24 protein-coding genes are annotated in these 26,391 nt (G+C 38.4%); 16 read left to right on the top strand and 8 right to left on the bottom strand.

Going from position 1 to position 26,391, the window contains the following annotated elements; genetic code table 11:
- Positions 1 to 6: 6 nt before the first annotated feature.
- From tssB to KO495_RS13735, 8 genes are all read right to left on the bottom strand, one after another.
- Positions 7 to 516: a type VI secretion system contractile sheath small subunit gene (gene tssB, locus KO495_RS13770; protein WP_215980972.1), complete on the bottom strand. Its 510-nt coding sequence runs from the start codon at positions 514 to 516 to the stop codon at positions 7 to 9.
- An 80-nt stretch (positions 517 to 596) separates the two neighbouring features.
- Positions 597 to 2,204 (bottom strand): TssA family type VI secretion system protein, encoded by a 1,608-nt coding sequence (locus tag KO495_RS13765; protein WP_215980971.1) that lies wholly within the window; start codon positions 2,202 to 2,204, stop codon positions 597 to 599.
- The gene (tagF, locus tag KO495_RS13760) at positions 2,173 to 3,174 is read right to left on the bottom strand and encodes a type VI secretion system-associated protein TagF (RefSeq protein WP_215980970.1); all 1,002 of its coding nucleotides are present in this window, start codon (positions 3,172 to 3,174) and stop codon (positions 2,173 to 2,175) included. Before tagF ends, KO495_RS13765 begins: the two co-directional genes overlap by 32 nt.
- Positions 3,175 to 3,183: 9 nt before the next feature.
- The gene (tssM, locus tag KO495_RS13755; RefSeq protein WP_215981075.1) at positions 3,184 to 6,864 is read right to left on the bottom strand and encodes a type VI secretion system membrane subunit TssM; all 3,681 of its coding nucleotides are present in this window, start codon (positions 6,862 to 6,864) and stop codon (positions 3,184 to 3,186) included.
- 1 nt (position 6,865) lies between these two features.
- Entirely contained in the window at positions 6,866 to 7,597 is a 732-nt protein-coding gene (icmH, locus tag KO495_RS13750) for a type IVB secretion system protein IcmH/DotU (RefSeq protein ID WP_215980969.1), read from the bottom strand.
- 42 nt (positions 7,598 to 7,639) lie between these two features.
- The gene (gene tssK / locus KO495_RS13745) at positions 7,640 to 8,980 is read right to left on the bottom strand and encodes a type VI secretion system baseplate subunit TssK (RefSeq protein ID WP_215980968.1); all 1,341 of its coding nucleotides are present in this window, start codon (positions 8,978 to 8,980) and stop codon (positions 7,640 to 7,642) included.
- A complete protein-coding gene (gene tssJ, locus KO495_RS13740) occupies positions 8,980 to 9,447 on the bottom strand; it encodes a type VI secretion system lipoprotein TssJ (RefSeq protein WP_215980967.1) in 468 nt (155 codons plus the stop codon). The genes tssK and tssJ overlap by 1 nt, the downstream gene beginning before the upstream one ends.
- A 19-nt stretch (positions 9,448 to 9,466) precedes the next feature.
- Positions 9,467 to 9,952, bottom strand: a complete 486-nt coding sequence (locus KO495_RS13735; RefSeq protein ID WP_215980966.1) for a hypothetical protein — start codon at positions 9,950 to 9,952, stop codon at positions 9,467 to 9,469.
- Between the two features lie 341 nt (positions 9,953 to 10,293).
- Between KO495_RS13735 and KO495_RS13730 the strand changes: the two genes are divergently transcribed.
- The 16 genes from KO495_RS13730 to KO495_RS13655 all read left to right on the top strand — a co-directional run bounded on the left by KO495_RS13730 (position 10,294) and on the right by KO495_RS13655 (position 26,360).
- Positions 10,294 to 14,049, top strand: a complete 3,756-nt coding sequence (locus KO495_RS13730; protein WP_215980965.1) for a contractile injection system protein, VgrG/Pvc8 family — start codon at positions 10,294 to 10,296, stop codon at positions 14,047 to 14,049.
- On the top strand, positions 14,049 to 14,726 hold the full coding sequence (locus KO495_RS13725) for a GAD-like domain-containing protein (protein ID WP_215980964.1): 678 nt from the start codon (positions 14,049 to 14,051) through the stop codon (positions 14,724 to 14,726). Before KO495_RS13730 ends, KO495_RS13725 begins: the two co-directional genes overlap by 1 nt.
- A 47-nt stretch (positions 14,727 to 14,773) precedes the next feature.
- Positions 14,774 to 15,043: a hypothetical protein gene (locus tag KO495_RS13720; RefSeq protein ID WP_215980963.1), complete on the top strand. Its 270-nt coding sequence runs from the start codon at positions 14,774 to 14,776 to the stop codon at positions 15,041 to 15,043.
- A gap of 58 nt (positions 15,044 to 15,101) precedes the next feature.
- A complete protein-coding gene (locus tag KO495_RS13715) occupies positions 15,102 to 15,971 on the top strand; it encodes a hypothetical protein (protein ID WP_215980962.1) in 870 nt (289 codons plus the stop codon).
- A gap of 11 nt (positions 15,972 to 15,982) precedes the next feature.
- Positions 15,983 to 16,738, top strand: a complete 756-nt coding sequence (locus KO495_RS13710; RefSeq protein ID WP_215980961.1) for a PoNe immunity protein domain-containing protein — start codon at positions 15,983 to 15,985, stop codon at positions 16,736 to 16,738.
- Positions 16,739 to 16,755: 17 nt separating this feature from the next.
- Positions 16,756 to 17,553, top strand: coding sequence for a PoNe immunity protein domain-containing protein (locus KO495_RS13705; RefSeq protein WP_215980960.1), 798 nt, complete (start codon positions 16,756 to 16,758; stop codon positions 17,551 to 17,553).
- 55 nt (positions 17,554 to 17,608) lie between these two features.
- Entirely contained in the window at positions 17,609 to 18,130 is a 522-nt protein-coding gene (locus tag KO495_RS13700) for a hypothetical protein (RefSeq protein ID WP_215980959.1), read from the top strand.
- Positions 18,131 to 18,380: 250 nt separating this feature from the next.
- Positions 18,381 to 19,178 (top strand): DNA/RNA non-specific endonuclease, encoded by a 798-nt coding sequence (locus tag KO495_RS13695; protein ID WP_215980958.1) that lies wholly within the window; start codon positions 18,381 to 18,383, stop codon positions 19,176 to 19,178.
- Between the two features lie 6 nt (positions 19,179 to 19,184).
- Positions 19,185 to 19,520, top strand: a complete 336-nt coding sequence (locus tag KO495_RS13690) for an immunity protein YezG family protein (protein WP_215980957.1) — start codon at positions 19,185 to 19,187, stop codon at positions 19,518 to 19,520.
- Positions 19,521 to 19,784: 264 nt separating this feature from the next.
- Positions 19,785 to 20,354, top strand: coding sequence for a hypothetical protein (locus tag KO495_RS13685; RefSeq protein ID WP_215980956.1), 570 nt, complete (start codon positions 19,785 to 19,787; stop codon positions 20,352 to 20,354).
- A 146-nt stretch (positions 20,355 to 20,500) separates the two neighbouring features.
- Entirely contained in the window at positions 20,501 to 20,710 is a 210-nt protein-coding gene (locus tag KO495_RS13680; RefSeq protein WP_215980955.1) for a hypothetical protein, read from the top strand.
- Positions 20,711 to 20,967: 257 nt separating this feature from the next.
- Positions 20,968 to 22,653 carry a molecular chaperone HscC gene (locus KO495_RS13675; RefSeq protein WP_215980954.1) on the top strand — a complete coding sequence of 562 codons (1,686 nt, stop codon included), beginning with the start codon at positions 20,968 to 20,970 and terminating at the stop codon, positions 22,651 to 22,653.
- On the top strand, positions 22,653 to 23,948 hold the full coding sequence (locus tag KO495_RS13670) for a hypothetical protein (protein ID WP_215980953.1): 1,296 nt from the start codon (positions 22,653 to 22,655) through the stop codon (positions 23,946 to 23,948). Before KO495_RS13675 ends, KO495_RS13670 begins: the two co-directional genes overlap by 1 nt.
- Positions 23,949 to 24,195: 247 nt before the next feature.
- Positions 24,196 to 24,798, top strand: a complete 603-nt coding sequence (locus KO495_RS13665; protein WP_215980952.1) for a hypothetical protein — start codon at positions 24,196 to 24,198, stop codon at positions 24,796 to 24,798.
- 27 nt (positions 24,799 to 24,825) lie between these two features.
- Complete coding sequence (locus KO495_RS13660) at positions 24,826 to 25,413, top strand: hypothetical protein (protein ID WP_215980951.1); 588 nt, start codon at positions 24,826 to 24,828, stop codon at positions 25,411 to 25,413.
- A 47-nt stretch (positions 25,414 to 25,460) separates the two neighbouring features.
- The gene (locus KO495_RS13655) at positions 25,461 to 26,360 is read left to right on the top strand and encodes a hypothetical protein (RefSeq protein WP_215980950.1); all 900 of its coding nucleotides are present in this window, start codon (positions 25,461 to 25,463) and stop codon (positions 26,358 to 26,360) included.
- Positions 26,361 to 26,391: the final 31 nt, after the last annotated feature.

Raw genomic sequence — 26,391 nt, 5'->3', positions numbered from 1 at the left:
TTCCCTCTATTCTGCCGTTTTAGGTTCTAATAATGGCGCTATGTCTTCAAGCCTTGCTTTTAACTCGTCAAGCTCTGGCTTATTTTGCAATACACGCTCTAATTCTTTACGAAGTGATGAATTATCAAGTAAGTTTGATTTCAAGTCTTTCAGCAAGTTACGCATTGCTATCATTTTATTTAGCTCTGGTATTTGTGCAGCGACTTGTTCAGGGTCAAATGATTTAAATGAATCAAATGTTAGGTCAACACCAATAGCGCCTTCCCCTGTAATTTTGTTATCAACCATAAACTTAGCTTGTGGCGCAGTATTTTTAAGCACTTGGTCTAAGTTGTTTTTACTAATAGATACGCGTTCACGCTCCGCTAGTTCTTCTTGGTTTTTACCATTAGAGTAATCGCCAACAACCAACATTTTTAATGGTAATTCTTTACTATTAGAGGCGCCGTTTGTTTCAAGCTCTAAAGATATATTTACGCGAGCTCTCGGAATCTCTTTTTGAAATGTATCAGACATAGTCTTTCCTTTATTATTTCAATTATCCAACGCGCAAATAGCGCGAACTATCAATTATCCTAGAAAATCTAGGCACTAAGTTAAATCCAACCCAAAGCGACTTCAGGTTGAGTTAAAATCATTTTCTGTTTTAACGTTTGGCTTTTGCCTGCCAAAGCGTCATCACCACTAGCAGCCAAAGTATCAAAGCACAACACAGCGTTTCGCCACACTTGCATACAAAATGCAGGCTGCCATTGACCGAGTTCATGTTTGTCAATTTTTTGAACAAGCTCAACAAGCATAGGCGCAGCAAAATCATAACGTTCAGATAACAAACACATTTTTGCTTTAAGTAATTGCACGTTAGCTTGTGTAAAAGCATCGCTTGCCGGCAAGGCTCCTAAGGTTACTAATGCGTTATCTAATTTACCTTGTTCCACTTGCTCTTTAGCTGTGGCTTCAGCTTGCTCAAATTCAGTGTTGTTAGCACCTGCTGCTGAGTCAATTTGATTAAATTGCCCAGCAATATCACTAATAATATCTTTAGTTTTTGCGCTACATAGCGCACTGCCATCATCATAAGTTAGCTGGCTTAATTGAGGGAAACGAGAAGTGAGTTGATATAACTCAAGCTCAAGCTGTTTAATAACAACGGGATTTCCCAGCCCTTTTAATGCGTTTAATTGCATGGCTTGAAGGTCTAAATTAAAATGCATAGCGCCTTCCATAAATAGTGCTTCACCTAGCATTAATGCATTAAAGTAGTCGTCATTATTTAGTGCGTTGCTAATAGGAGAAAAAGCTGTACTTCTTGGTGCGGGTATACGTGTTTTTCCTTGCTCGTTAGGCGGTAATTTAATATCTGACCAACGCGCAGCCCTAGACAGTCGCATTAAACGCGCTATATTTTGCTTCTCTTTATCAAATGCGAGTAATTTACGCAGCATTTCAGCAAATTGCGTATCAGACTCAATATTCTGTAATGGCGCCGCGACCGCTGAATGAGATACATTTTGGGCTGTAACGTTTTGTGCTTGATCAGCGCTTTCACTACTAACTGTGTGTTTTTCAACCGCCTGGCTTGCTTCTGGCTTAACCGTTTCAACTTTTTCAACAATAACTGGATATTTTTTCTGTAATTTATCAGCCCACTGCATAAAGTCAGACAACGGTCCAGCATCTTGATCTAACTTTCTAACATTCTCATGCGCATACTTATTTAGCTGCTGTTGCAACTCAACAATAAGTTCAGGGGCAAACTGTCCTTGTTGCTCCGCTAAGGCAATAATACGGTTTTGCTGTCCAAGCAACCAAGTATGTACAGCCTTACGCGCTTTATCTTTAGTGGGGTGCACATCAGGTAAGAATGACTCAACAAAGTGGTTAAACAGTGCCAAGCCGCTGGCTAGTCCTGCAACGCCATACTCACTGGCCGCCGCAAATAATAAATAGCTCGCTATGCGTAAATCTTTTGATTTATCTGAGGTTAGACGTGTAGCAGTAATAAAAATATGTTTACAATCAAGTTCGCTAACACCCGAGAAACTTGATTTTAAATACTTAAAATCTTCCTCGTACTTTAAATCTTCACCACAAGCTATATCGCCTAGGGGTGATGAAAGTTGCTCTAACCAAGCAGACCAATTGTCGTGGGTATGGTGCTGTGTCATGGTTCTAAGCCTTACACCATCTGCGTAAAGCGTCATACATACTCACGTTGTTCATTTTGGCCAATGAGAGTGAGGCTTCGGATAACGATTGCGTTGCTTTTAATGCATTCAATTCAATAATGGCATTATTAGCTGAAGCGTCAGACCATATACTGTCAAAGTAAGACGGAGCCATAGGCGTTGTAAATATCGTTAAGCTTGCTGACTTATCATCACGCCCTACTTGATAAAACACCCACGGTCGCCAGTTATGATCGGCCACAACAGCGGTAACCAAATGCAACCAAAATGCAGCAATTACTTCAAAACCGTCGCCTAATTTAGGCATTGGAAAACGTAAACCTTGTTGGCTTCGTAGGCATCCTCGATTAGCAATAGACTTTAAGATTAATGATGACTCGTGAATAAGTACTGCACGTGACTCAAGATCATCAATGCCTACGGATGTCCATAGCGCTTCCATCGGTATATGACGAAATTTCTCTAATAATTGATTAATCACTGCAGGTTGCTTCAAGCCATACACAATATGCTCTAGTTGGCTTGACTGCTTTTGCATTTCTTCGTCTGATGACGATGCAAATACTTCACCTACAATTTGATGTAGATGATTAAAGTCATTACTGTCATTTAAGAATAAAGCCGCGGGATGCGTACGATATAACTCTTGTCCAGTATTAATAAAGCTAACAAAAGGATAATGTCGGCCACTACTGTCAAGGCTCGGCGTAATAACACCTATTAAACTCGCTTCAGTGTCATTACCCGCCATAAAAAACAAGTTAGTTAGGCCAAAAGTATTATTCTGTGGGTTACCCTGCAACGAGTTGCGAGAAGCATAAGCAAAGCCTTCTTTGATCCAATGGTCTAGCGCGATAGACTCTCTAGAGTTTACTTGAAACTTAATGAAATCAGGTTTTAACGCCGTCTTTCCTAAGTAACCATAAGTATTCTTGCGCAGTACTTCGGGTGTAACTTCTTTATGTCGCTTAAATAAACCAAACATCATCAATCCTTAATTGAGTCTAGCTAATGATTCTGACTGCTCGTTTGATTGAACAAACAAGGTTTTGGTTAAATAAAACGAAGTCATTGTACTACGGTTGAAAATACCATTACTGCGTCCAGACTTAAGCATAAACTTAGCACTAAGCGTATTCACAATAGATTCATCTTGTGGGTTTTTATCAGTAAACGACCAATCAACGGCATATTCAGTGCCTTTAATCCACCTAACCTTCGCTTCGCTAAGTATTCTTAATAAAGCCCAAGGCCCAGTGCGCTCAATACCTAATCTATTACCTTCACGGTCAATAGCATAAATACGTGCCGCTTCGGTAGTACCTTTGCCTGGCCAGTTAAATTTACGCCACTCTTCAGGCTCATTTCGATAACGGTAGGCTTGCTCGCTAAAGCCTAAATAAGTTTCACGAATACCTCGTTGTGGAACAGGTAATACTTGAAATTGAAACTGTGAGGTTTCACTACCTTTAGCGAATAACGAACGAGTTACGCCATTCGCTTTGTGTAAGCCCGTTAAAAATTGTTTACTAAAGCCTATGCCCATATTATTCCAAGTACGCTCTTCCCACTTACCCTTGCGTTTTTTCAAGAAGGGCTCTAACTGGTCTTCAACAAAGCGCCACAATAAGCCAGATCGGCTATTTAATAATTCAGAGACATCGGCAACAGCGGCATCAGCCCCTTTAGAATGGAAAGGGAACTTACCTTTAATACCAGCTTCGTACAGTGCAAACACTTGCTCTTGCCACTCTTCATCTAGCTGACGTCGTGAAACGGTCGCAATGGCATTGAAAGTTGAACGTAAAGGGCTTTTAAATAACCCTTCTAATGACTTTTTAGCGATAGGGTCGAGGGCTCGTAACTGACTCTCAACAATAATCCAAGAGCCTTGTAATCCACTTTCAGAGTCTTCACCATTCAATAGTTTTTGTGCAAACTCCATCGCCTGAGCATCTGACTCATTGCTACTCATTAGCGATTTAATATCGCTGTGTACTGTACTTAAAATGCTAATATATTGCTGTAAGAAATCGCTTACTTGACCTTGCTCTTTAGTGTTTGTAAAGCGTCTTAAATCAGCTAAGCGCCCTTCAAGTTCTGGGACTCTTTTAATAATAACGTTTGGAATATCGATGTTACTTTTCTCTGCAAGTAACTTAACATCGAGTGATACTGAATCAACACCAGCGTTTGGCTTATCACTTAAGTTAATGTTTTTATTAATATTAAGCATTAACTCTGCGAATGGTCCATCGAGAGAGCTTAACGTAGCCATTGAGACACTAGTATCGGCTAAACCATTAAAGCTTTTTACTTTTGAGCCTTCTAACAGTGCTAACCAATGATTTGCATAATCTTTAAAGTAAAGCGAGCGGATCGCTTTCTCCAGTACATTAGCCTTTGCACTGTCAACTAAGTTTTCACCTTGCTCATTTGCTGTTCCCATTACCCAGTCACCTGAACTGACAACAGTAACAACGCGCTTCATTTCATTATGAAAGTATTCTTGCCAACCTTTTTGCGTGAAGGCATAAGGTATTTGGTAGTTACCTACTAGTAACTTTTCATTCTTTGTATTAAGTAAACTTTTTAATGTTGTTGGCTTTTTCTTCGCTGCTTTGCTGGCAATTATTTGTCGGTATAATGGCTCTGGCTCTGGCTGTGTATCAAGCTGCAATCGAGCAATTTCAGTGATTGATTCATCATGACTCCAGTAAGCAATACGACCAGCGTTTTCAACATCACTGCCAAGGTAATCAACGTATGACGCTAATATAAATTCAATTTTTTGTGAGAACTCTTGCAGCTCTTCTTGACCTAACTCAATACCTAAAATAGGTTGCCAATGTTTCTTTAACTCTGCAATAGCAAAGGCTTTGTCCATTTTGCTTGGGTGAGTAGAAAACATAAGCTGTAATTTAAGTAAACTATAATACTCTTGTCGTAATTCATTCTTTCTGTCCATATCTTCAGCACTGGCCCAGCGCTCACCAAAGCTAAGTAACTGCCTTTTTACGGACTGCTGTATAGGTAAAGAGATTAAAGCTTCCATTTCTTGAATGGTAATAGCGGTAACCGCATCAAGTGTTTCATCACCCTCATATATACCTAAAATAAAGCGCCACGGTAGCTTATCTTCATAACTTACGAGTTGTTGTTGGTGGTCAAACACTTCAATAAAAGCTTGAATTCTATCGGCAGGATGCTCTGTAGTAACCGCCAGCTCAACCAATGCATCTACTTTTTCTTGACCAGAAGTAATCAACATAGAATTCATAGTATATGAAGTCATTAATAGTGCGACTGTACCAGCGATACTCGCTAAGGTCGCTGATACTGCTAAACCTTTTAACCAGCGCTGTATTTTGCGTTCGCGGCGATTACCGCGCGTTAAGTCTTGTAATTTAAAGACAACGTCATTAAAAAATCGGTTAATGAAGTAACTTTTGGTAATAGTCTCTTGATTTTGCTCGATAGCAACCGAGCAAAACTGTTCTCTAACACCCGATAATATCCGCTCTACTGGCGTACCTTCTTGTGTACCAGAAGTAAAATAAACGCCAGCAAACCAAGGAACTTCTTGGTATGGGTTGGCCTTGAAAAGTAAGTTAACAAATTCAGTTAACTTAATTGAAGCGGCTTTAAACTGGTTAGGAAAATCAACAATCAACGCTTTACGGTGTAAGTTTCTTTCACGCGCTAATTTACTCAATCGTTGTTCACATAAACGCTCGTACAATGCCTCCATACGCACTTCAAATAACTCAGCAGGGTCTTGGCTTTGATCTTCACTCTCATCAAGCAAATAAGCTCCCCATACTTGCTCTCGGTCTTTTTCAGACAAGTCAGCAAAGAAAGGTTCAAAACCACTAATTAAGTCAGCTTTAGTAAAAGTAATATGCACCGGGAAAATAACGCCAAGCTCATTAATTAGCTCTTGAATACGCTCACGAACCGTTTTTACGTGCTGACGAATACTCTCGCTATCACTGGTTAAAATATCAGCAACGCTGATTGCAACAATAACGCCATTTACAGGAAGCTTAGGGCGGTGTTTTTTCAGTAAACCCAGAAAAGATAACCACTCTTTATTGTCTGATGACTCTGTGGTGTAACGCCCTGCAGTATCAATTAATACCGCTTGATCAGAGAACCACCAATCACAGTTGCGAGTACCACCGAAGCCTTGAACGTGTAATTCATTCGAATTAGCGTAAGGAAAGTGCAACCCTGAATTAGCAAATAGTGTACTTTTACCGGTTGCTGACGGGCCAATAATCATATACCAAGGCAGTGCATATAATGCGGCATTACCACGATGACCTGCGCCTAAATGTGATGTTTTTAATGACTGAAGCACATCAGTCATTTTAGTTTGTATTTCATCAATTTCGGCTTGTGAGCCTGCATTGTGAGTAGCAAGCTCGGCAACTAATTTGTCACCCGAACGTTTTGTCCAAAACCAACGTGCAATCAAATAAATAACAAAAGCAGCGAATACCGCTAGCATTGCTATAATTCGCTTGTCTGGTGTATCTAACCCAACTAAATGACCTGCAAACCAAACAATGGTCAATACCGCAATAAAGCCAACAAACTGCCCTGCTGCTCTTGATGATGCTAAGCCAAGTAAAAAGTGCACTAGGCCACTTGTATTTCCGCGTCCTGCCATGTTACTCACTCTCTCCATTGAGTTCTGATTTGTTAAGTTGCTGTAATACCGCTAATTTAGTTTCAATTGCTTGATTACTGCTTTTCGCATCTTTGCTAATAACATAGTGAAAGCCCATGTATAAGAACATAATCAAACTTAAGCTGATGCTAAAAATCACCCAGTAAGGTAGGTTTCGACCTACCTTCATTACAAAACCTTCACTTGGCGTACCATAGGTAGACAGCCTGGTATCTACAACTTCGGTTGAGTCTTCTAACTGTGCTCGTATGTCAACAATAAGTGCTTTAAGTTGTTCGAGCCCTTTGACTTTATAGATGCCCTCAAAACCAAGTTGCAGACAAATGTAATAGACCTCTAGTACTTTTATTTTTCCTTCGCTGCCCATACGCAGCTTTTCCATACGTTCAAAAAATTCTTCGCCCGCACGGTTATTTCCGTAAAACTCTAGTTGTAATGGTCTACTCATCCACTGCATTCTAAAACTGGCGCCAGAACTCATCACCAACTCATCGCAAGTAGCTGTTAGTGCAAACTTTGCTTCTTGCATTTGTGAAGTTGTAATTTGATTTTCGTAGCATTTACGCTCGAATTGATCAAAACACTCAATAATAACCTCACGAAAGTCATCTGAGATTTTACTCACATCATTGTGTATTTTTAGTGGCATTAATGCATGTATTACAGGCGCAATACAGGCCAGCAGATCAGGTGTTTTATCTGTAGATTCCATTCTTTATTTCTCTAACTTATATCCGTATGCAAAAAATTTGGTCTAATTCTTATCAACAATGACAATTTCGACATTAGCTTTTTGCAAACTATAGGGTACAAAAACCGCTAAGCTTTGTTCTTCAACTATTTGTTGCCAAATATGACCATGAGACTCTAAGCGAAAATATTCATAACCGCTCTTCACTGCAAGTTTATTAGGAGTACGTTGACAATGACTCACTGATAAACCATTTAATGCCGAAGAAACAATAATATCTATTTTATCAACCGAGCCAATTTTCACTTGCTCACCAAAGGTATCAATCCATTTACTATCTGAGGATTCAAAATAAACAGCTAAATAGAAGTCGTTATTACTAAGTTGAGCCGAATCAATAGTGGCAACTTGGTACAACGCATCAGACATTTTCTCAAGCTTAAGTCCTGACATTTTCTTAGGTACAACGCCATCAAGTAGCTGAGTGATCATTTGTTCAAACTGCGCAAAAACTTCAGTTAAGTTGTTGTGCTGATAAGTAGGTAATGAGTCAATCAATTGACTGTGCTCGAACAAAGAAATACGACTGAGTAACTGTGTAAATTCGCTGTATAATCGTTCAGGATGCACATTCACTAACTGCTTTAAATGTGACAACATTTTTGCGCTTGGCAACATACCACTAAGTAGTAAAAAGCTATTCATTTCATTCGGGCCAAAATCTGTTACGGCCCCTAACCCTTGACGTCTACTGAGTAAAACATTCGCTTTAGCGTTAACTAGGTTATTCGTTCGGTTTAGTAACTCATTTAGATAAATAGAGGCACTAATATCTAGTAATGGCGGAATAAATTTTTCATTTAACGCAAAGTGCCCATCAGGGCCACGTACTATTTGAAATAATGGCAATACATCAAAATAGGTGGTGGTATCGGTATCAGTAAATAACGTTAGCTTAGGTTGAGCCACCATGACCTCACGCGTACGGGAAGAGTCATGTTGATCGTTAACGTCAATATATTCAGCCTCATACGCTGAAAGCTGTCCTGTATTGTTATAACCGCTAATGCCTGAACTGGCATTATTAGAGGCAAGCCCAACATATACTGTTACCGTACTGCTATTTTGGGGTAAAGTTAATGTTAACTGCTGATTAAATGAGCGGTTAAACGCTATATAGCGACCTGTTTCAAGTACAAACTCAAGTTGAAGTACATCAATTTCGCCGCGTGATAATGCAGTATTATCAATAGATATACGTTTAAAGCCATAGGCAATAGGCGACTGAATAAACTGTCGTTGAGCGTGTAAATACTCTTGATATTCATCAAATACTTGTAGGTGCTGTTGCCCAAGCAACACACCTTCAGCCCATACGGGTTTTCGACCTAAAGCTAGCGACATTATTCAGTTTCTTTTTTTACATGTGGAAATGTAATGGCATTGCTCGTTAACAATACATCTAAAGAGGTTGAAAGTTGCACAGTACCTGTATTCAGTTCGTGATAAACACGCCAGTTTTCATCAGATCTATCTCTAAACAAAGCGAAAATAGCAACATATTTTGCTTCTTCAGCTTGGTCAAAATTAATGCTTACCTTGTCTGATGGGTTAACAGTGCGCTCTTCAACTGTAATTAACGAATTCGCTAATACCGACTTATCTGATTTCCATAAATCTTCAAATGAAGCTGTTTTAAATCCTTGTACATCGGAGAGTTGATAAATCCTAAGTACAATAGGTAGCGCCTCATCAAATTGATTCATATTTAAATTGTCTGTTGCTGAGACATCTAAGTTAACTTGTGTTGATGTACACGCCATTAATGACGATGCAAAAAAAAGTATTGTAAATAATTTAACTAATTTCATGTTACTACCTGGTTATTTATTATAGTGTTTTATTGATAAGTTTTTGTTCTAAAATAGGGCAAATAACTTGTTCAAATCGAGCTTTTGCGCACGACTTCCACTCATGGTGTTTGCCTAATAGTTTATTAAAAAAATTGGTACTAGATTTCTGCTTTTGAGTATTGTTGAACGCTTCAACAACAAAAAGATCCATTGAAGAGATCAGTTTTGACTGAATAGTTAATAAGTCTTTATTAAGTAATGAGAACTCTTCAATGCCGTAACTTGCAAATGAGTCAAAATCGGGTGACTGGGTATTAATTAAAACTAAAAACAGCTCTAAAGCTTCATTGTGAAAAACACGATGATACGCTAGACCTACTTGGTCTAACAAAGAAGAAACTAAACGGCTCTGTGTCCAAACTGAAGAAATAAAACAGTGTTTGAATGAAGATTCAAGAGTTGAATCTGTAGAATGCTCAATAGAGTCATGTAAAAACATTACATTTTTTTTAGCAAGTTCCATATGCTGTTTCATCCTTAAAATCACAATAATTTGTTTACTATTTACCATGTAAATAGAGTAAACATTTTGTTTTCGTTACTTATGCGAAAACAAATAAATCATCCTTAATTTGATTGCGGCATGATAGCCGTTTATATGAACATGTCAAATGAAAGTTTATCTCATTAAGGTGGGTACTGCGCTAATCAACTGATTTTTAATATAATTAATTTTTAAAATATATTAAAAAAGCGAAACCAATAATGTGTTTTGACTAAAAAGTGTTGCGCTAGCGAAAAATTTAGTTACCATAACGTGCTTTAGGATACCTCTATTTTTATATTTTCGTTAAGGATGACGATTTGGCTTCCCCCCGTTTATTGATCACTTGTGCCAACGCTAGTTATGCTGCAAATTACTTGCAAGGTACCGACATATTAAGTGAACAATCACACTACACTGTTATTGTTGATACCCTTAATATACAACCACTACAACAAGGTTTAGGCAGTATTGTTTGCTTAAATTTTATTGCCAGTGACGGCTATGAACGCCAACTCAATTCAACGCTATTAAGTGTTGAAGATAAAGGGATTATTGGTGCTAACTTAGCGCAGGTTGACAGTTTAAAAAGACGTTACCAACTTACCTTAAAACCAAGACTTTCATTACTGAGTACTACACAACACTCACGTATATTCATTGATACGGGTCTGAGCGATATCTTAACGTTATTGCTTAATGATGCTGGCTATCAAAATAGTCAAATTCAGTTCACGCTGGCCACACCATTGCCTTATTTGAAACAATGCGTACAGGCAATGGAATCAAACCTTGTTTTTTTCAATCGCCTACTTCGCCAGTACGGTTTATTTTACCGTTTTGATTCCGCTGCAAGTGATGCTGCCATTGTTATTAGTGACAACAACTCGTCAAGCCCCTACCTTGACCGAGGTTTATTACAAGTACATCACGGCGTTGGTTTTAACCCTGAAATTGCACCGAGCCAATTGGTAAGTGATGTCGCCGCCCAAGGTTTTGTTGGCTTTACTCAGTGTCAATATACCACGCAAGTAGGTACAGGTTTAGCTAGTGCTATATCACAAGAGTATCGTTTAGAAGGTGAAGATTTAGCTGCGCATAACTTTGCTCAACCGGTATCAACCAGCTCCAATGAAGCGGATAATGTGGCGCAAAGTCAAAGCTTGGCATTAAATCGTTTTGAACAACTAATTACCTTAACAGGTAACGTACCTGATATTTTTGCTGGTTGCTCATTTTCATTACACGACACCTCAGGTATTAATGCCAGTGGCGATTATATTTGTGTCTCGGTAGAGCACTTTTGTCAACAGCCCTCAGATGAAACAAGCCAAGACGGCCTCACTAAATACCATTGTGTTGTTAAAGCAATACCACGAGGACAACCTTACAAGCTACCTTTTAAAGACTTTCCCCCTTTACCTATGGTTTTTTCAGCCAAAGTAGAGTCAGTCACGCCTTTCGCAACACTAACCGATACAGGCGAATACTTTACCAAATTGGGATTCGATGAAATAGCCAAAACGCCATTAACCAGCAGTCAATCGTTACGACGACTCGTTAATTACGCTTGTGCGAATCAACCACAAGCCACAGGCTGGCACTTCCCCTTAGCAAACGGCGCACAAGTACTTATTGGTTGTTTAAATAATGATCCTAGTCAAGCCTACCTCATAGGCTTTGACATGAACGATGACCAGCCGAGTGTTGTTAACAGTGAAAACTCACTACATAACCGCATTTTATCGCGCTCAGGTCACGAATTACGCTTTGATGATGATGACATTGCTCCAACCGTTATTTTACAAACGCTCGCAGGTGAACATTACTTTGAGCTTAATGCGCATACCCAAGCTGAGCAATATATTCAATGGCTATCACGGATTGGCAGTATCAGTTTTCATGCCGCTACCGACCTGTTATTTGACACCGAAGAAGGTAATATTGATGTCAGTGTTGGGGGCTATCAACACATAGATGCTAAAAATAGCGTTGGTATTACCGTAGAAGCCGATTGCACCAGCAAACAAGACTCTTTAAATATACAAAGTGCCACGCAAGTAAATCATACCGCTAAAGATATTTTACTTGAATCGCAAGGCTCAACCTCACTGCTAACCGCCCGCAGCTTAACTGTAACCGCCAATAACGCTATTGTATGGGAAGCCGCACAAGGCAACTTATCTATTAGCGCGCCACAAGGCTCAACCCTTATCAATACTGATGGTAATATTAGTATAGAAGGCACTGGCAGTGGTGACATTACCCTGTTTAACCAAAACGGTATGATAAAGCTCGACAGCAGTGGTAATGTAGAGCTTATCGGCAGTGATATGCTGACCTTAGACGGTCAAATGATAATTTTTGATGGCAGTGTTGAATACGATATTGAATCCCCCATCAGTGCCAGCGAGCCAAGTGCTATTCAACCACCGACTATTGGGCGAGTCGCTAATTTTAGTGTCGCTGGCGCATCGTTAACAGCCCCTACACAAGACATTGAATTAGAATACAGCTATCAAGACGGTGACCCAGTACAAAATGCCCCTTATACCTTAATACTCAAAGATGGAACCGAATTAACAGGAACGCTTGATACCAGCGGTAAAGCTACCTTATCGGGCATGCCTCCAGGACAGTTTACGGTACAATACGGCGAAGACGCACGTGATTATGCCCCTATTGAAAACACCACACCTAATCCACTTTATGGGCAAATAACGCCCAAAGCAGCCATTGAGATGGTTGAAAGTGGTGATACCAGCTTATTAAGTGATGCGGCAGATATCGCCGCAGGTGCAGGTGATTGGTTATGGGGCACGCTGCAAGGCGATTTCAATAAAAACCCGTCTACGTCACAAATTGTAGTCGGTACCATTATTTCAATGATACCCGTTATTGACCAAGTGATGGACGTGCGCGATGTTTGTGCCAATGTCATGTTATTAACCGATGACAATGAAACCAACGACACTGCAGGCTGGATTGCCTTAGCACTGACAGGTATTGGTTTTGTTCCTGTGATAGGCTCAGCCATTAAAGGCGTCGGCAAAGTCATTATTGAAAATGCAGGGGAAGTACTTACTCCTGCCCTTGCCGTGTTACGTGAACTAGGCAAAGGCGACCCCATTAAATTCTTACGCGACATTGACTGGGCAGATTTAGCCAAGCAAGCAACCGACCTAATTAAAGAAAAAGTGATTGCGATAAAAGATGCCTTGGATGGCATTATCAGTAGTTATTCTATGAAGTTATTATTGCCTAATTCCGCTATAGACAGTATTGCCTCGATGAGCCAAAAGCTAGGCGAAGTACTTCCTAAAGTGGAGCTCGGCATGCAAAAGGGCATGCAAGACCTTGAGAAAAAATTTAGCAAAGCCCTTGATGAATACACGGGTGAAATACCACATGTGGGTAAAACAGGCGATATTAAGAAAGTTAAAACTGATCAGTTGAAAGCGCCGAAAGGGAATGAGTTGAAAGGGGCTAAGCCTAAACTCATACCGATGAAAAAATATAAACCACCATGTTTCACTCCTGGCCCGGATTTAGCCAAAAACTTTAAGGGTGGGGAAAAAGCATTAGAAAAAGAGTTTTATAAACAGCTAAAAGCACAGCAAGCTGGTATAAATAAAATGACTGTTGGTGAGTACCTTAGTAACCGAAAAATCCTCACAGATCTAACGGATAAGCACGGTCACACAAAAGCTCGAAAAATGTTAACCAAGAACGGGAACGCTCAGGCAAGTGCCAGAAAAAAATTAGCCGATGAGATGACAGACTCTATCTTAGAGAGTCTTAGAAATAAAAATATAAGAGGTAAAGAAGCCATATCTATAGCTTCTAAAAAAGTAAAAGAACAAATGTCACAATTAGCTGCATTACACGATCCTGACCTTATTGCTGGAGGTAAGGATAAAATACGTAAATTAGGTAATAAAAATGTAAACTCTTCATTAGGCTCGCAATGGTCTAAATCCAATAGAGTAGCAGGAATGGACAGTTCTGCTCAAAAGGCTTTCGATACTATAGGACCAAATGCTAAAATGAATATAGAATTACAAAGGTGTAAATAATGAACACTACATTTGAATTAGATGAAGACTTTGAGTGGTTTTTAGAACAGTTTGGCTCCCCTACTTTTAGCCAAAGTGTTACGAGTGAAACTATCAAAAAATTTCAAGGTAAACTACCAGATAGATTATTAGCCTATTGGCAAGAATATGGCTTTTGCGGTTTTAAGAATGGTCTGTTTTGGGTAGTAAACCCTGATGATTATGAGGGTGTACTTGAAGCATGGTTAGGTGACACTGAAATAGTTGAACAAGATGCCTATTATGTTATTGCCCGTAGCGCATTTGGTGAATTATATTTGTGGGGCGCGAACAATGGATTTAAATATATAATAGATACAACTAACGGTTGGGTTATTGAAAAAAAAGGTGATAAGAAAAATATTGCAAAAGGCAATATGGATGATGCTATACAACTTTTCTTTTATTTAAAACGCCCCGAACCTCTTGATATTAAAGACCCTGAAGAAAAGCCATTATTTGAACAATGTAAAATCATGCACAAACCTCTCGCATATGATGAAATGTACGCCTTTGAGCCAGCGTTATTTTTAGGTGGTGAGCCTAAGTTAGAGAATACGAACAAAGTTAATATTTTTGCTCATTTATCAATGCTTGCTTCATTTGGACAAAAAGAACTACTCGACAAAGATGGCCTTATCCAAAAAGCCTTTGGTTAATATTGTTATTACCTAAATTTAGACTACTTCGCTCTTTAACAATCTAAATGCATAATAAACAGCTTATCCATTCGGGTAAGCTCTACCTCACTATTTTATTAAACTCTGATCATCTATCAGTGCCAGCGAGCCAAGTACTATTCAACCACCGACTATTGGACGAGTCGCTAATAATTGATGTACATGATGTCTGTGCCAACACTATGCTGCTCACTGACGATGACAACGCTAACGACAGCATAGGTTGGATTGCCCTCCCCTTAACGGGCATTAGTTTTGTTCCCCTAATTTCCAAAGTAAAGCGGCTCTGCCATTAAAGGCGTCGGCAAAGTTATTATTGAAAATGCAGGGGAAGTACTTACTCCTGCCCTTGCCGTGTTACGTGAACTAGGCAAAGGCGACCCCGTTAAATTCTTACGCGACATTGACTGGGCTGGTTTAACCAAACAAGCTATCGATTTAGTGAAAGAAAAAATAGTCAGTATCCGTGGTGCCTTTGATGATATTGTCGATAGCTGGTGTTTAAAAAGAATTATTCCCGATGAAGCCCTTGATAGCTTAAAAAATGCCAGTAAAAAACTCGGCGAAGTACTTCCTAAAGTGGAGCTCGGCATGCAAAAGGGCATGCAAGACCTTGAGAAAAAATTTAGCAAAGCCCTTGATGAATACACGGGTGGAGTACCTGCTTTAGGCATAACTAACGTACCTAATAAAGTAAAAACGATTGAACTCAAAGCCCCAAGAGGCAATAATTTACCCGGTGGTCAAGCAGCTAAAGCTTTAACAAAGTCACGAAAAACACCTGATGATTTTACTGAATTTAAATCAATGAACCATAAAAAGGCTGCTGCAGGAGAGTATAATAGCCACCAACTCATGACTGAAAAAGGCTATACACCACTCGGAAAAACTGACGGTAATTACAAACCCGGTGAAACAGGTATAGATGGTATTTACCTTCACCCGAATCCACCGCCCGATTATGTTATTACTGAAGCCAAATATAATACTGCTCGTTTGGGTAATACTAAATCAGGCAAACAAATGAGTGATGAGTGGATAACAAAAGATCGTCTTGAAAAGGCAGGCTTAAATCGTAGAGAAGTTGATAAAATTTTGCGTTCCTTAAAGAGAGGTGACGGTTCAGTTGAAAAGCTACTTATCAGAAATAAACTCGACGGTAGTTTAGTTGTCAAAACATTAGATGAAAATGCGAAAATCATTAGTAAAGCACTCGGATTTTAGGGGAAAATAAAATGTTGAGAGACAAGTTAAAAAATAAAATTTATTTCGATGAATATATAGAGTATAGCCTAGAAACAATAGATGAAGATCTCCATGACTTAGAAAGTGATAAAAGCTTAAATATTGATTCAAAAATGAAATTTTCATTTGGTTTAGTTAATGATTCTGTCAGATTAATGCACCTGCGCTACTCCCGCGGCGATAATTTATCAGAATTTATACCTCATTTAGATGCAATCCTGAAATATCGTGAAAAACAAAAATACTATGCTGATTTATTACCAGAAAATGAACAAAAAAAACGCATTGGTTGGGAAGAAATTCGTGAAGATTACCTAGAGGATTGGTTGAATTGGCTAGCCTTTGCTTATTGTCTAAATGTGGGACAAAGCTATTACCAGAAAGTACTCGTCCTATTGGGAAGTCAAGGCCTTGATGCGGTATTTGATAGTATAGCCGTAAAAATGGGTGATAGCTCACGTGAAGTAAATAATACCGTGTTGTTTAAAAAGCGCTTTAATAAACTGCATTTAGTAATAGAGGCAACTCCAGAGCAGCAACCTAAGATGATGCTCGCTTATTTAAATGCTTGGTATAAGCTTTATGGTAGCCCTGACTTACATTTGATGGATACCGACACATACAAAGGCTATTGGTGCTGGGAGGCCGCTTTAGTGGTTAAGCTTTACAACATAGACGATAGCAGCTTTATTGACCATGAGTACTACCCAAAAGATTTAGTGCACTGGCAAGATAATAACAAATAAGGTTAGGGATTAGACTCATGCGTGATACTCGCAAAGACAGTGATTATTTTGAAACCCTATTGGTTGATTTTGAAGAAGCGCTAAACGAAACCCAAGCAGCGCTAGATAATGGTAACTTCACCTCACCAAGTGAACGAGTTGATGTTTGTCAGCGCTTGTACCAATTAGCTATTATGCGTGCGGTCAGCCATTACTCATACGGCGCACATTTAGGTGATGTAAGACGTTACGTATTGGAAATATTGCCATATCGCAAGCAACTAACCGAATACTGCGATAAATTACCTGCGCCTCATCAGTTCTATCGTAATGCTTTTGAAAAGTTAGGCGGACAAGGTGATGCCGTTGGCTCTGAAAATATCAACCGATACATTTATACCCTCTGGTGGTTGTCACTCCTGCAAGCCTGTGAAGCTGACCAAGCGCACCTTGACGAAGTACTCGCCATTATTGGCGAGCAAGGCAAAGACGCCTTGCTTGATAACATTGCAATTGCTTTAGGTGATGTTAATCGCCCTATTTCTCCAACACTTTATTACCCCGACGTGTACCAAGCATTACATGATGCATTTAGCGCAAAGCCTGAGCAACAAACCGTATTGCTCAATCAATTTATTGAACAATGGTACGCACAATTAGAAGACGCTGATTGGCATGAAAACCATGAGTGTGATTGTGAGTTTGAGTATACGGATTATTATATTGGCTACTGGTGTTTTGAGCACGCATTAGTGGCAAACTTAACTGGTATAGAAAAAACAACGCTGGCACCTCACTCCATGCTAGCCAGTGATTTAATCAAACAAGCGCAATAAAGTTGCCTTGTTTTATAAAAGCACATCATGTGAACGACTCAAAAAAAGGATGAACATGAGTTATTTTATCAAAATACACCAATGCCAACACGACACAATAAAACAAACATTAATAAATAAAGACGTTGTTTTAACTCAAGAGCAACTCGATGAACATCAATCAGCCCTTGATGTATTATTTGCAAAATCATACACCCGAGACCCCGAAACACATGAGAGTGAAACAGCATGTGAGTTATTATACGCACTTGAGGCATTGTGCGAGGCTAAATCAACACAAAGCGATTGTATAACATTTTATCTTGATGATGATTACCCGCTGATGGTTGATTTCCTATTCAATGATTGGGATGTGGCTGATGACTTTACATTGCCATTGTCACCACATGGTACACCAGCAGTGGTTTATCGCGATAGCAAATCATTGAGCAGCTACATTACAGCATTTCAAGACATGCTTGATAACGAAGCTTACGACGAAGATTTTATTGAAGAGCATGAATTAGTAGCACTGATAAACTCTCTCTCTTGCGCTCGTCAGAATAATTGTGGTGTATTTGTTTTTTGTTTTCAGTAAAACGCTTGTGATTAGCCAACTACCTCTTAACAGGTGTTGGTTTTATCCCCCTCCCCAAAGTCAAGCGGCTCTGCCATTAAAGGCGTCGGCAAAGTTATTATTGAAAATGCAGGGGAAGTACTTACTCCCGCCCTTGCGCTTTCAATTGAAATAAGCACGTGAACTAGGCAAAGGCGACCCGGTTAAATTCTTACGAAAAATTGACTGGGCAGATTTAGCCAAGCAAGCAACCGACCTAATTAAAGAAAAAGTGATTGCGATAAAAGATGCCTTGGATGGCATTATCAGTAGTTATTCTATGAAGTTATTACTGCCTAATTCTGCTATCGATAGTATTGCCTCTATGAGCCAAAAGCTAGGCGAAGTACTTCCTAAAGTAGAGCTCGGTATGCAAAAGGGCATGCAAGACCTTGAGAAAAAATTTAGCAAAGCCCTTGATGAATACACGGGTGAGTTAGCCCATGTAGGCATAACCAGCGTACCAAACAAAGTCAGAGCCGACCAACTCAAAGCACCGAAAGGCAATGAGTTGAAGGGGGCTAAACCTCGCATCAACGTATTAGAGCAAAGTAAAAAAGGCGGTTGGAATAAGCAACTTAATGGTAAACTAGAGCCAAGTGCCACCTATAAAGTAGGTAAATATACCTATAAAACAGATGAATTAGGTCGTGTTAAATCTGTTGGTGGTGAGCTTGATTTGTCAAAAGTAGATAGAAATACCTATCAACAAGGTAAAGCAGGAAAAACTGATGGCATTAAAGATGGCCTCAGAGATGATGAAGGCGGTCATTTGATTGCTTCTATATTTAAAGGACCTGGCGAACAAATTAACTATGCTGCTATGGACGGCAATTTAAATAAAGGTGCATGGAAGCGTATGGAAAATACATGGGCTAAAGCATTAAAGGGAAATCCGCCTAAAGAGGTTAAGGTAGAAATAAATGCTATTTACGAAGGTAGCTCAAAAAGAGCTGAAGCATTTGATGTCACATATTTTATTGATGGGAAAAAGAAATCAACCACATTATTAAATAAATCAGGAGGTTAAAGGTAAATGCGAACGATTGATGATATCTACATGGGAATCGCTCAACATTTAATAGCACAGCTTAATGACAGCTGGAAAGAATGTAAGATTGAAACGGAATTTTTTGAGGATGCTGCTGAATTTGACGTTACATATGTTAGTACGAGAAATGAAACCATTGATTTAACTGCGGGGTATAACTTATTTAAATTATTTAAAGAGCTTCATAAAATAACCACTGAAAACTCTGATAATAAGTGGAATAAAGCAAAATACACGCTAGAGCCAACAGGTAAATTCAATATTGACTTTGAGTGGGATCAAGAGCTTGCTGATGAAATTGAGCGCTTAAATAACGAGTAACTTTTCAATACTTTCTGTGATGCTCTTAGCATTAATATAGCCTGCTTATCACTTCATCTGCATGCGACATTAATTAACGCCGTTATTCCCAACACCCAAGAAATAACGGCGTACCATACTTTATAACTTAACGATGATGACAACGCTAACAACAGCACTGGGTGGTTTACCCTTGCCGTTTTACGTGAGCTAGGTAAAGGCGACCCGGTTAAATTCTTACGAGAAATTGACTGGGCTGGTTTAACCAAACAAGCTATCGATTTAGTGAAAGAGAAAATAGTCGGTATCCGTGGTGCCTTTGATGATATTGTCGATAGCTGGTGTTTAAAAAGAATTATTCCCGATGAAGCCCTTGATAGCTTAAAAAATGCCAGTAAAAAACTCGGCGAAATACTTCCTAAAGTAGAGCTCGGCATGCAAAAGGGCATGCAAGACCTTGAGAAAAAATTTAGCAAAGCCCTTGATGAATACACGGGTGAGTTAGCCCATGTAGGCATAACCAGCGTACCGAATAAAATCAGAGCCGACCAACTCAAAGCCCCGAAAGGGAATGAGTTGAAAGGGGCTAAAAGCAGTAAGAAAGAATTTAATCTTTCAAAGCTGAAAGTTAGTGATATTCCTACATTCGATTCAGGTAACTTTAATAAGTGGTTTGATTCCAGAACTCCAGAAGAACTAGCGAACAGGTATAAAAATCCGGCTCTAAAAAATAAAATTTCAGATGGGCTTAGAGGTGCTCGCGGAAATCACGAGTTCTTAATGGTTGTAGAAGCACCAAAAACCGCGCTCTTTAACAATTTGAAATGGATTTCAAACCAGCCAGTTGCTTTATAGTTTTTCAAAGTGACAAGCAGGTTTTTATTAATTAACCTTTCTATACGCCTATTCTCTGGCTAATGCTAGGCTCATACATTTCAACATAGACTGCATTCAACAATAATCGCCCTCATCAAATCAAAGCCTAACTTATTGGTTTTGACATGAATGATGTGCAGCCCTCAGTCGTTACCAGTGTAAATTCACACCTAAATCGTATTGTTTCTCGCTCGGGCCATGAACTTTGTATTGACGATTTAGGTACTGAGCCTAAGGTGATTTTAAAAACCCTCGCAGGGGAGCATTATATTGAGTTTAATGCGCACAAAAAGCAGAGCATTTTCAGGGGTATTCGCTTACTGGATATATTTTAATTACCTTCGGCACTATCAGTTGTCATTCAACAAGCTTTTTATGTTTGTGATGACCATAGGCTATTTAATTTTAATTGGATTTGAGCTAAAGCTAAAGTGCCAAACACAGCAATGAAGCAGCATAACCAATTTAGTTTCAATTTAGTTGGATGATTCGCAATAAAAAATTCCTTTTATTTTACTGACTTACTCAATCTAAATTGGTAATATCTTGGGGCGTAAAAATTGGAATTAAATTATTCAGAAGGAATCTGACTATGGCCATTATAGGTATAGATTTAGGCACAACTAATAGTGCATGTTGTGTTTGGAAAAATGCAGAGTTAGTGCAAATCCCCAATCGATTAAATAAATTTTTAACTCCATCTGTTGTAGCCATTGACGATAACAAAAATGTTATTGTAGGCACTACAGCTAAGCAAAGACTAATCAGTCATCCACTAAGTACAGTTGCTGTGTTTAAACGTGTTATGGGCACAGAGCATTCGTTAGAAATTGGTGGCCTTTCCTTTACAGCACCTGAGTTGTCTTCTTTTATATTGCGTTCTCTGGTTGAAGATGCCGAACAATTTTTAGAGGAGAAAGTCACAGAAGCGGTTATTAGCGTGCCTGCTTATTTTAATGAAAACCAACGCTATGCGACTAAACTTGCCGGGGAACTAGCTGGGCTAACCGTTAGAAGGCTCATAAACGAGCCAACAGCCGCAGCAATGGCTTATGGTTTAAATAATCGCCAACAGGGCACCTTTATTATTTTAGATATGGGTGGTGGCACTTTCGACGTATCAATATTAGAATTTTTTGAAGGTGTTATGGAAGTACACGCCAGCGCTGGTGACAATTACCTGGGTGGTGAAGACTTTGTTACAGTAATGTTTGAACAACTGTGTATAGATAACAACTTGGATAAAAAACTGTTTTCCCGAAAAGAGCGGCAACAAGCGCTCATGAAGCTAGAAACAATTAAGTGTAATATTGACAATGAGTTGCGTCATAAACTTCAGGTGACATATCAAAATAAAACATACGATTTAACAATAGAGCAAGAGTGGTTTTATAGCGTTATAACACCATTGCTCTATAGAGTGCAGCAACCTGTTAAACAGGCACTACGAGATGCCAACTTACACCCAAATGAAATTGATGATGTTATTTTAGTTGGTGGCTCAACAAAACTAAAAGCATTGCGTTCAATGGTCAGTAAGCTCTTTGGCCGCTTACCTTCATGTAATTTAGATCCAGATCTTGTTGTATCAATAGGAGCAGGTGTTCAAGCTGGGCTGGTAGAGAAAAACGAAGCGCTAGATGACATTGTCTTAACCGATGTATGCCCTTTTACACTAGGAACTGAGGTGCTTGATGATTTTGATAACCCTGGTCAAATGCTCCCTATTATCGAGCGAAACTCTATTGTGCCGATTAGTGTGGAACGCGATTTATGCACTTCTACGGATAATCAAACAGCGATGCAGGTTGGTATATATCAAGGTGAACACAGGCAAGTAGATAAAAATATTTTCTTGGGTAGATTAAAAGTAGCTGTGCCTAAAGACAAAGCTGGACATCAACCTATTACCGTTCGTTATAGTTACGATATGAGTGGCTTACTGGAAGTCGACGTTAAAGTTAAAACTACCGGACAAACCTACAATAAAGTAATTCATAACGCACCAGGTGCATTAACAGCTGAGCAAATAACTCGTGCTAAAAAAGTGCTTCAAAAGCTCAAATTTCACCCTAGAGACAGTGAAAAAAATCGAGCTTTAGTGGCGAGGGCCGAACGTATGTACAGTAGCTCCCTTGGTTATCAAAGAGAAGAAATTGCTCAATTGATCTCTCGTTTTGAGCATACACTAGACCGCCAAAATCCCAGAGAAATACAACGAGAACAGGTGCTTTTCGGTGATGCTTTAGATTCATTCGATAATGAAAGTTGGTTTTAATGGTTGATTGGGAACAATTACAGATAGAGCCAACGACTGAAATTGGCTTGATTAAAAAAGCCTATGCTGCTCGTGTTAAAGTTATTCGCCCTGACGAAAAACCCACAGAGTTTTCTTTACTGCACAACGCTTATAAAAGCGCAATCAAGTACGCAAAAATTGCGGCTAGTCAGACAACAATGGCCATTGAGGAACAAACGTTTTTCTCTACACAAGAGGAAGATGTGCCCTCATATGAAGAAGAACGAGCACCTTTACATAAAGAAGAGGAGCAAGCATATTTCGGCAACGAGTTAATTAATGAAAGCACACATATTGACCTCGAAGAAACATTACTTTTTGATAAAAATGAATACCTTGCAGATCAACTTGCAACTGATGAATCAACAATCAGCGACCAGCAACTACATGACGAAATTATTGAGAACTCCTTTCAAAATTTAGTTAACTCGAATGAGAAAAATTTAGTTGAAACCCCACAGGATGTTGGAGTGACCAATAGCCAGCAAGAAGGCATTGATAATTTAGACGACATTTTACAACTATGCGACGAAATTTTATCTGAAGATAATTCACATATTCAATTTCAACTCTGGAGTGAGCTAAGTCAAAATAAAGCGCTACTTAATCAGGATATTCACTTTAAAGTGAGTTTATATTTAATTAACGCAATTTACGCCTTATATAACGCAATTTCCAACGGAAAAAAACATAAAAAATACTCAGTAGACGGTTTAGATAAAAACTCAATATTGTTACTGAATGACACATTTTTATGGCAAGAAGAGAGGGAAAAACTCAGCGTATTCGCACATTCAGAAGCATTAGATTCGATCATAGAATACATTGATAATGCTACATCTGACGAGAATAAGTCACTAGCCGCTGTTCAAGGGGGCGTTAGCGCAATTAATCGTTATTCAGAAGAGGAAATAGCAGTTTATGAAAACGCAAAGAACAGCTTATTCAAATTAAAAATATTATTTATTTTATGGTGTCTAATATTACTCGCTATTTTCTTTTTCTCTTTGTTTACAACGCAAGACGGTCTGTTGTTTAGCAATTCGACTATTAGAAATTTAGTGCTTGTGATTAGCCAATTCGTATTATGCTTCAAGCTTTGCCAAAACAATAAATTAGCATTCTATTGCGTTGGGCCTATTGCCTGTGTTGCTTTGTTCTTAATACCATTTGGTACGCTTTGGGGAATATTTACATTACGTCATCTCCGTAAAGCACGACACTATTTTAAATTTACTAATAACCCCCCGCGACCTAGTCGTGATAGGGCTTAGTTATTAACACGCTCTAATAAAATAACAGCAAAAAAATAAAAGGGGTCAGAGCCGTTTAAACAAATTAACCAGCTCAATCACTCTGTTTTGATTATTGTTACCAAAAAGCACGCTCTTTAACAATTTGAAATGGATTTCAAACCTGCTTGTTGCTTTGTCACTATACAAAGTGACAGGCTGGTTTTTATAAGTATGACTAACCTTTCTATACACTACACGTTAATTACTTGAAATGGAGTTCAAGCATATGATAATAAAGAAAATAAATGATTTACTATTTTCATTTAAAAAAAACAGTTCAAAAAGCAACAAAATCGATAACAACACGACCCTTGCGCTAGAAACGAATTACCCTACCCTTTCATATAAAGCCAAAGAGTCTTATCAATACTTAGCTCAGTTATGCCTTCCTAAAAATACTCGTAAGAATGAAGTATTTGAATTTATCGATACACTGAAGAATTATGACAATGACGATGATTATTTATCAACGTTAAACGTTTTCGCTGAGTTTTTAGATGACAATGATTACCACTTTATTATGTCATTTGATTTAAATTCGGAAACAAGTAATTTAGCATGGCGACTTAACTTGGCTTTACAAGAAAACTATAACCTGTTTCTTACACTTCCCTCATATGAAAAGGATATTTCTATTTCATGTGACAGCGTCATAACAAGCTTTGATGAAAAGTTAAGAGAAAATGACTTACAGCTCAGCATTATTGATACTGAGTCTGACGAATATGTTTTTCTCGTGCATTATATTAATAACATAAAGCATATTAAAACAGCCATTGAGCATATAGGTTATTGTCTTTTTGAAAATATAGCCTCTGAAACTAACTAATAAGTAACTTCAACTACAAGGATAGAAATGAAATATAAACTTATCGTAAACCTAATAATAATGTGCTTTTGTGCCCTGCCCATAGCTGTAAATGCTGAGTCGCCTAATAAAGAAGAATTATTATCACGTTGGGAACAACTTCAAAAAACCAGTAGTGAGTTAAAGTCGTTTAATAAAGTTGACGAAGACACTTATTCTGTCTCCTTTAATAATATTCCTTTTGAAGGAGATATTGACTTAATCAATATCAATATTGAAGAAATAACTTACGAAACGACATTGCCTATTAGCTATATGGGTATTATTGAAATTAAATTACCTAAAGCGCTTAAAGAGTTAGAAGAAAGTTATGGGCATAGCTTTTATCGATGGCAAGAGGGTACATATTTCTATTACAACCATAAAACAAATACGTGGTTAACAGGTAAAGAATACAGCAAACTTTCAAGCAATATTTACCAAACCCTTGAGCCAACAAAATTGACCAAACTTATGGAACAATACGCTGGAGAATTAGTTGTTGGCTTGGTGTTGCTATTTATAATGATGATGTTAATTCAGTTAACATTTTTATGGCGGATAAAAGCGAAACTAAATAAGGTTAAAGAACACTAAATAAACTGAAATGGAATTTAACTCTCACTAAAGTTAAAGGAATAATAATGAATAAAAAGATAAAATCGTTAGTTTTTTTACTTATCGCTGTGTGTGTAAGTGTAAGTAACGTAAAAGCAAATGAAATAGCTCAAAAGGTAATTGGATGCTGGAAAAATACAGGTAAAGATACCCTCTGCTATCAATCTGATGGAGCTATGTATCTAAATATGGGGAAGTTTACAATGCATGGAGATTGGCATGTTGAGGAAGACATCCTTGTCATTGCATTTAATGTCAACACGATAAAATTAGAAGTAATCTCTATTACCGCAGATACTTTCACCTATAAATCAACTAAAAACAGTATTGTAGAAAACGATAAGAAAGTACCTTATCAAGCACCTATCACTGAAAGAAACAAGAAGTCCCCCACAAAAACGAATAAAAATGGTCCTGCACAAGACATTGCAGCGATAGTCACAAACACTAACGGCTCAGGTTTTAGTAATGTTGATGGCGATCTACTAATTAATTCTCCTCATTGTAAGAACACACCAGTATTTTATTCAACAATTTCAAAGAAGTTAGTTGAGCAGGGCATTCCAAACTCTGAAAGCTTAGTTAACGATTTTTTTGAGTTGATATGTCAAGCTACACAAAATAGTGCTCTATCAGAAGTGATTAGCCCAGCGCCTTTTTTAACAAATTATGCCTTTTATTCTGGTGCAAAAAAACTAGGTAGCTGGCCTTGTGAGTCAGGGGAAAAAACCACTCAAAAAATTGTTTTCCAAGGGATTTTTATCACTAAAAATCAAGTGACTCGTTGGCAAAATACCAATAAAAATGAAGTGAATATTTGGTTAGCTAACTTTTATACCGCACCAAGTGATGCTATGAAGTTTACTATGCAACATGTAAATGATAAGTGGCAACTACATAGTGTTTGCCACTCAATACGAATTTAATATTGGGTGCATGAAGACTTAACAAAATACA

The organism is Colwellia sp. D2M02 (assembly GCF_018860755.1).
Taxonomy (GTDB): Bacteria; Pseudomonadota; Gammaproteobacteria; order Enterobacterales; family Alteromonadaceae; genus Colwellia; species Colwellia asteriadis.
Note: the sequence above shows the minus strand (reverse complement) of the source record. Positions and strands in the feature narration are given on the sequence as shown.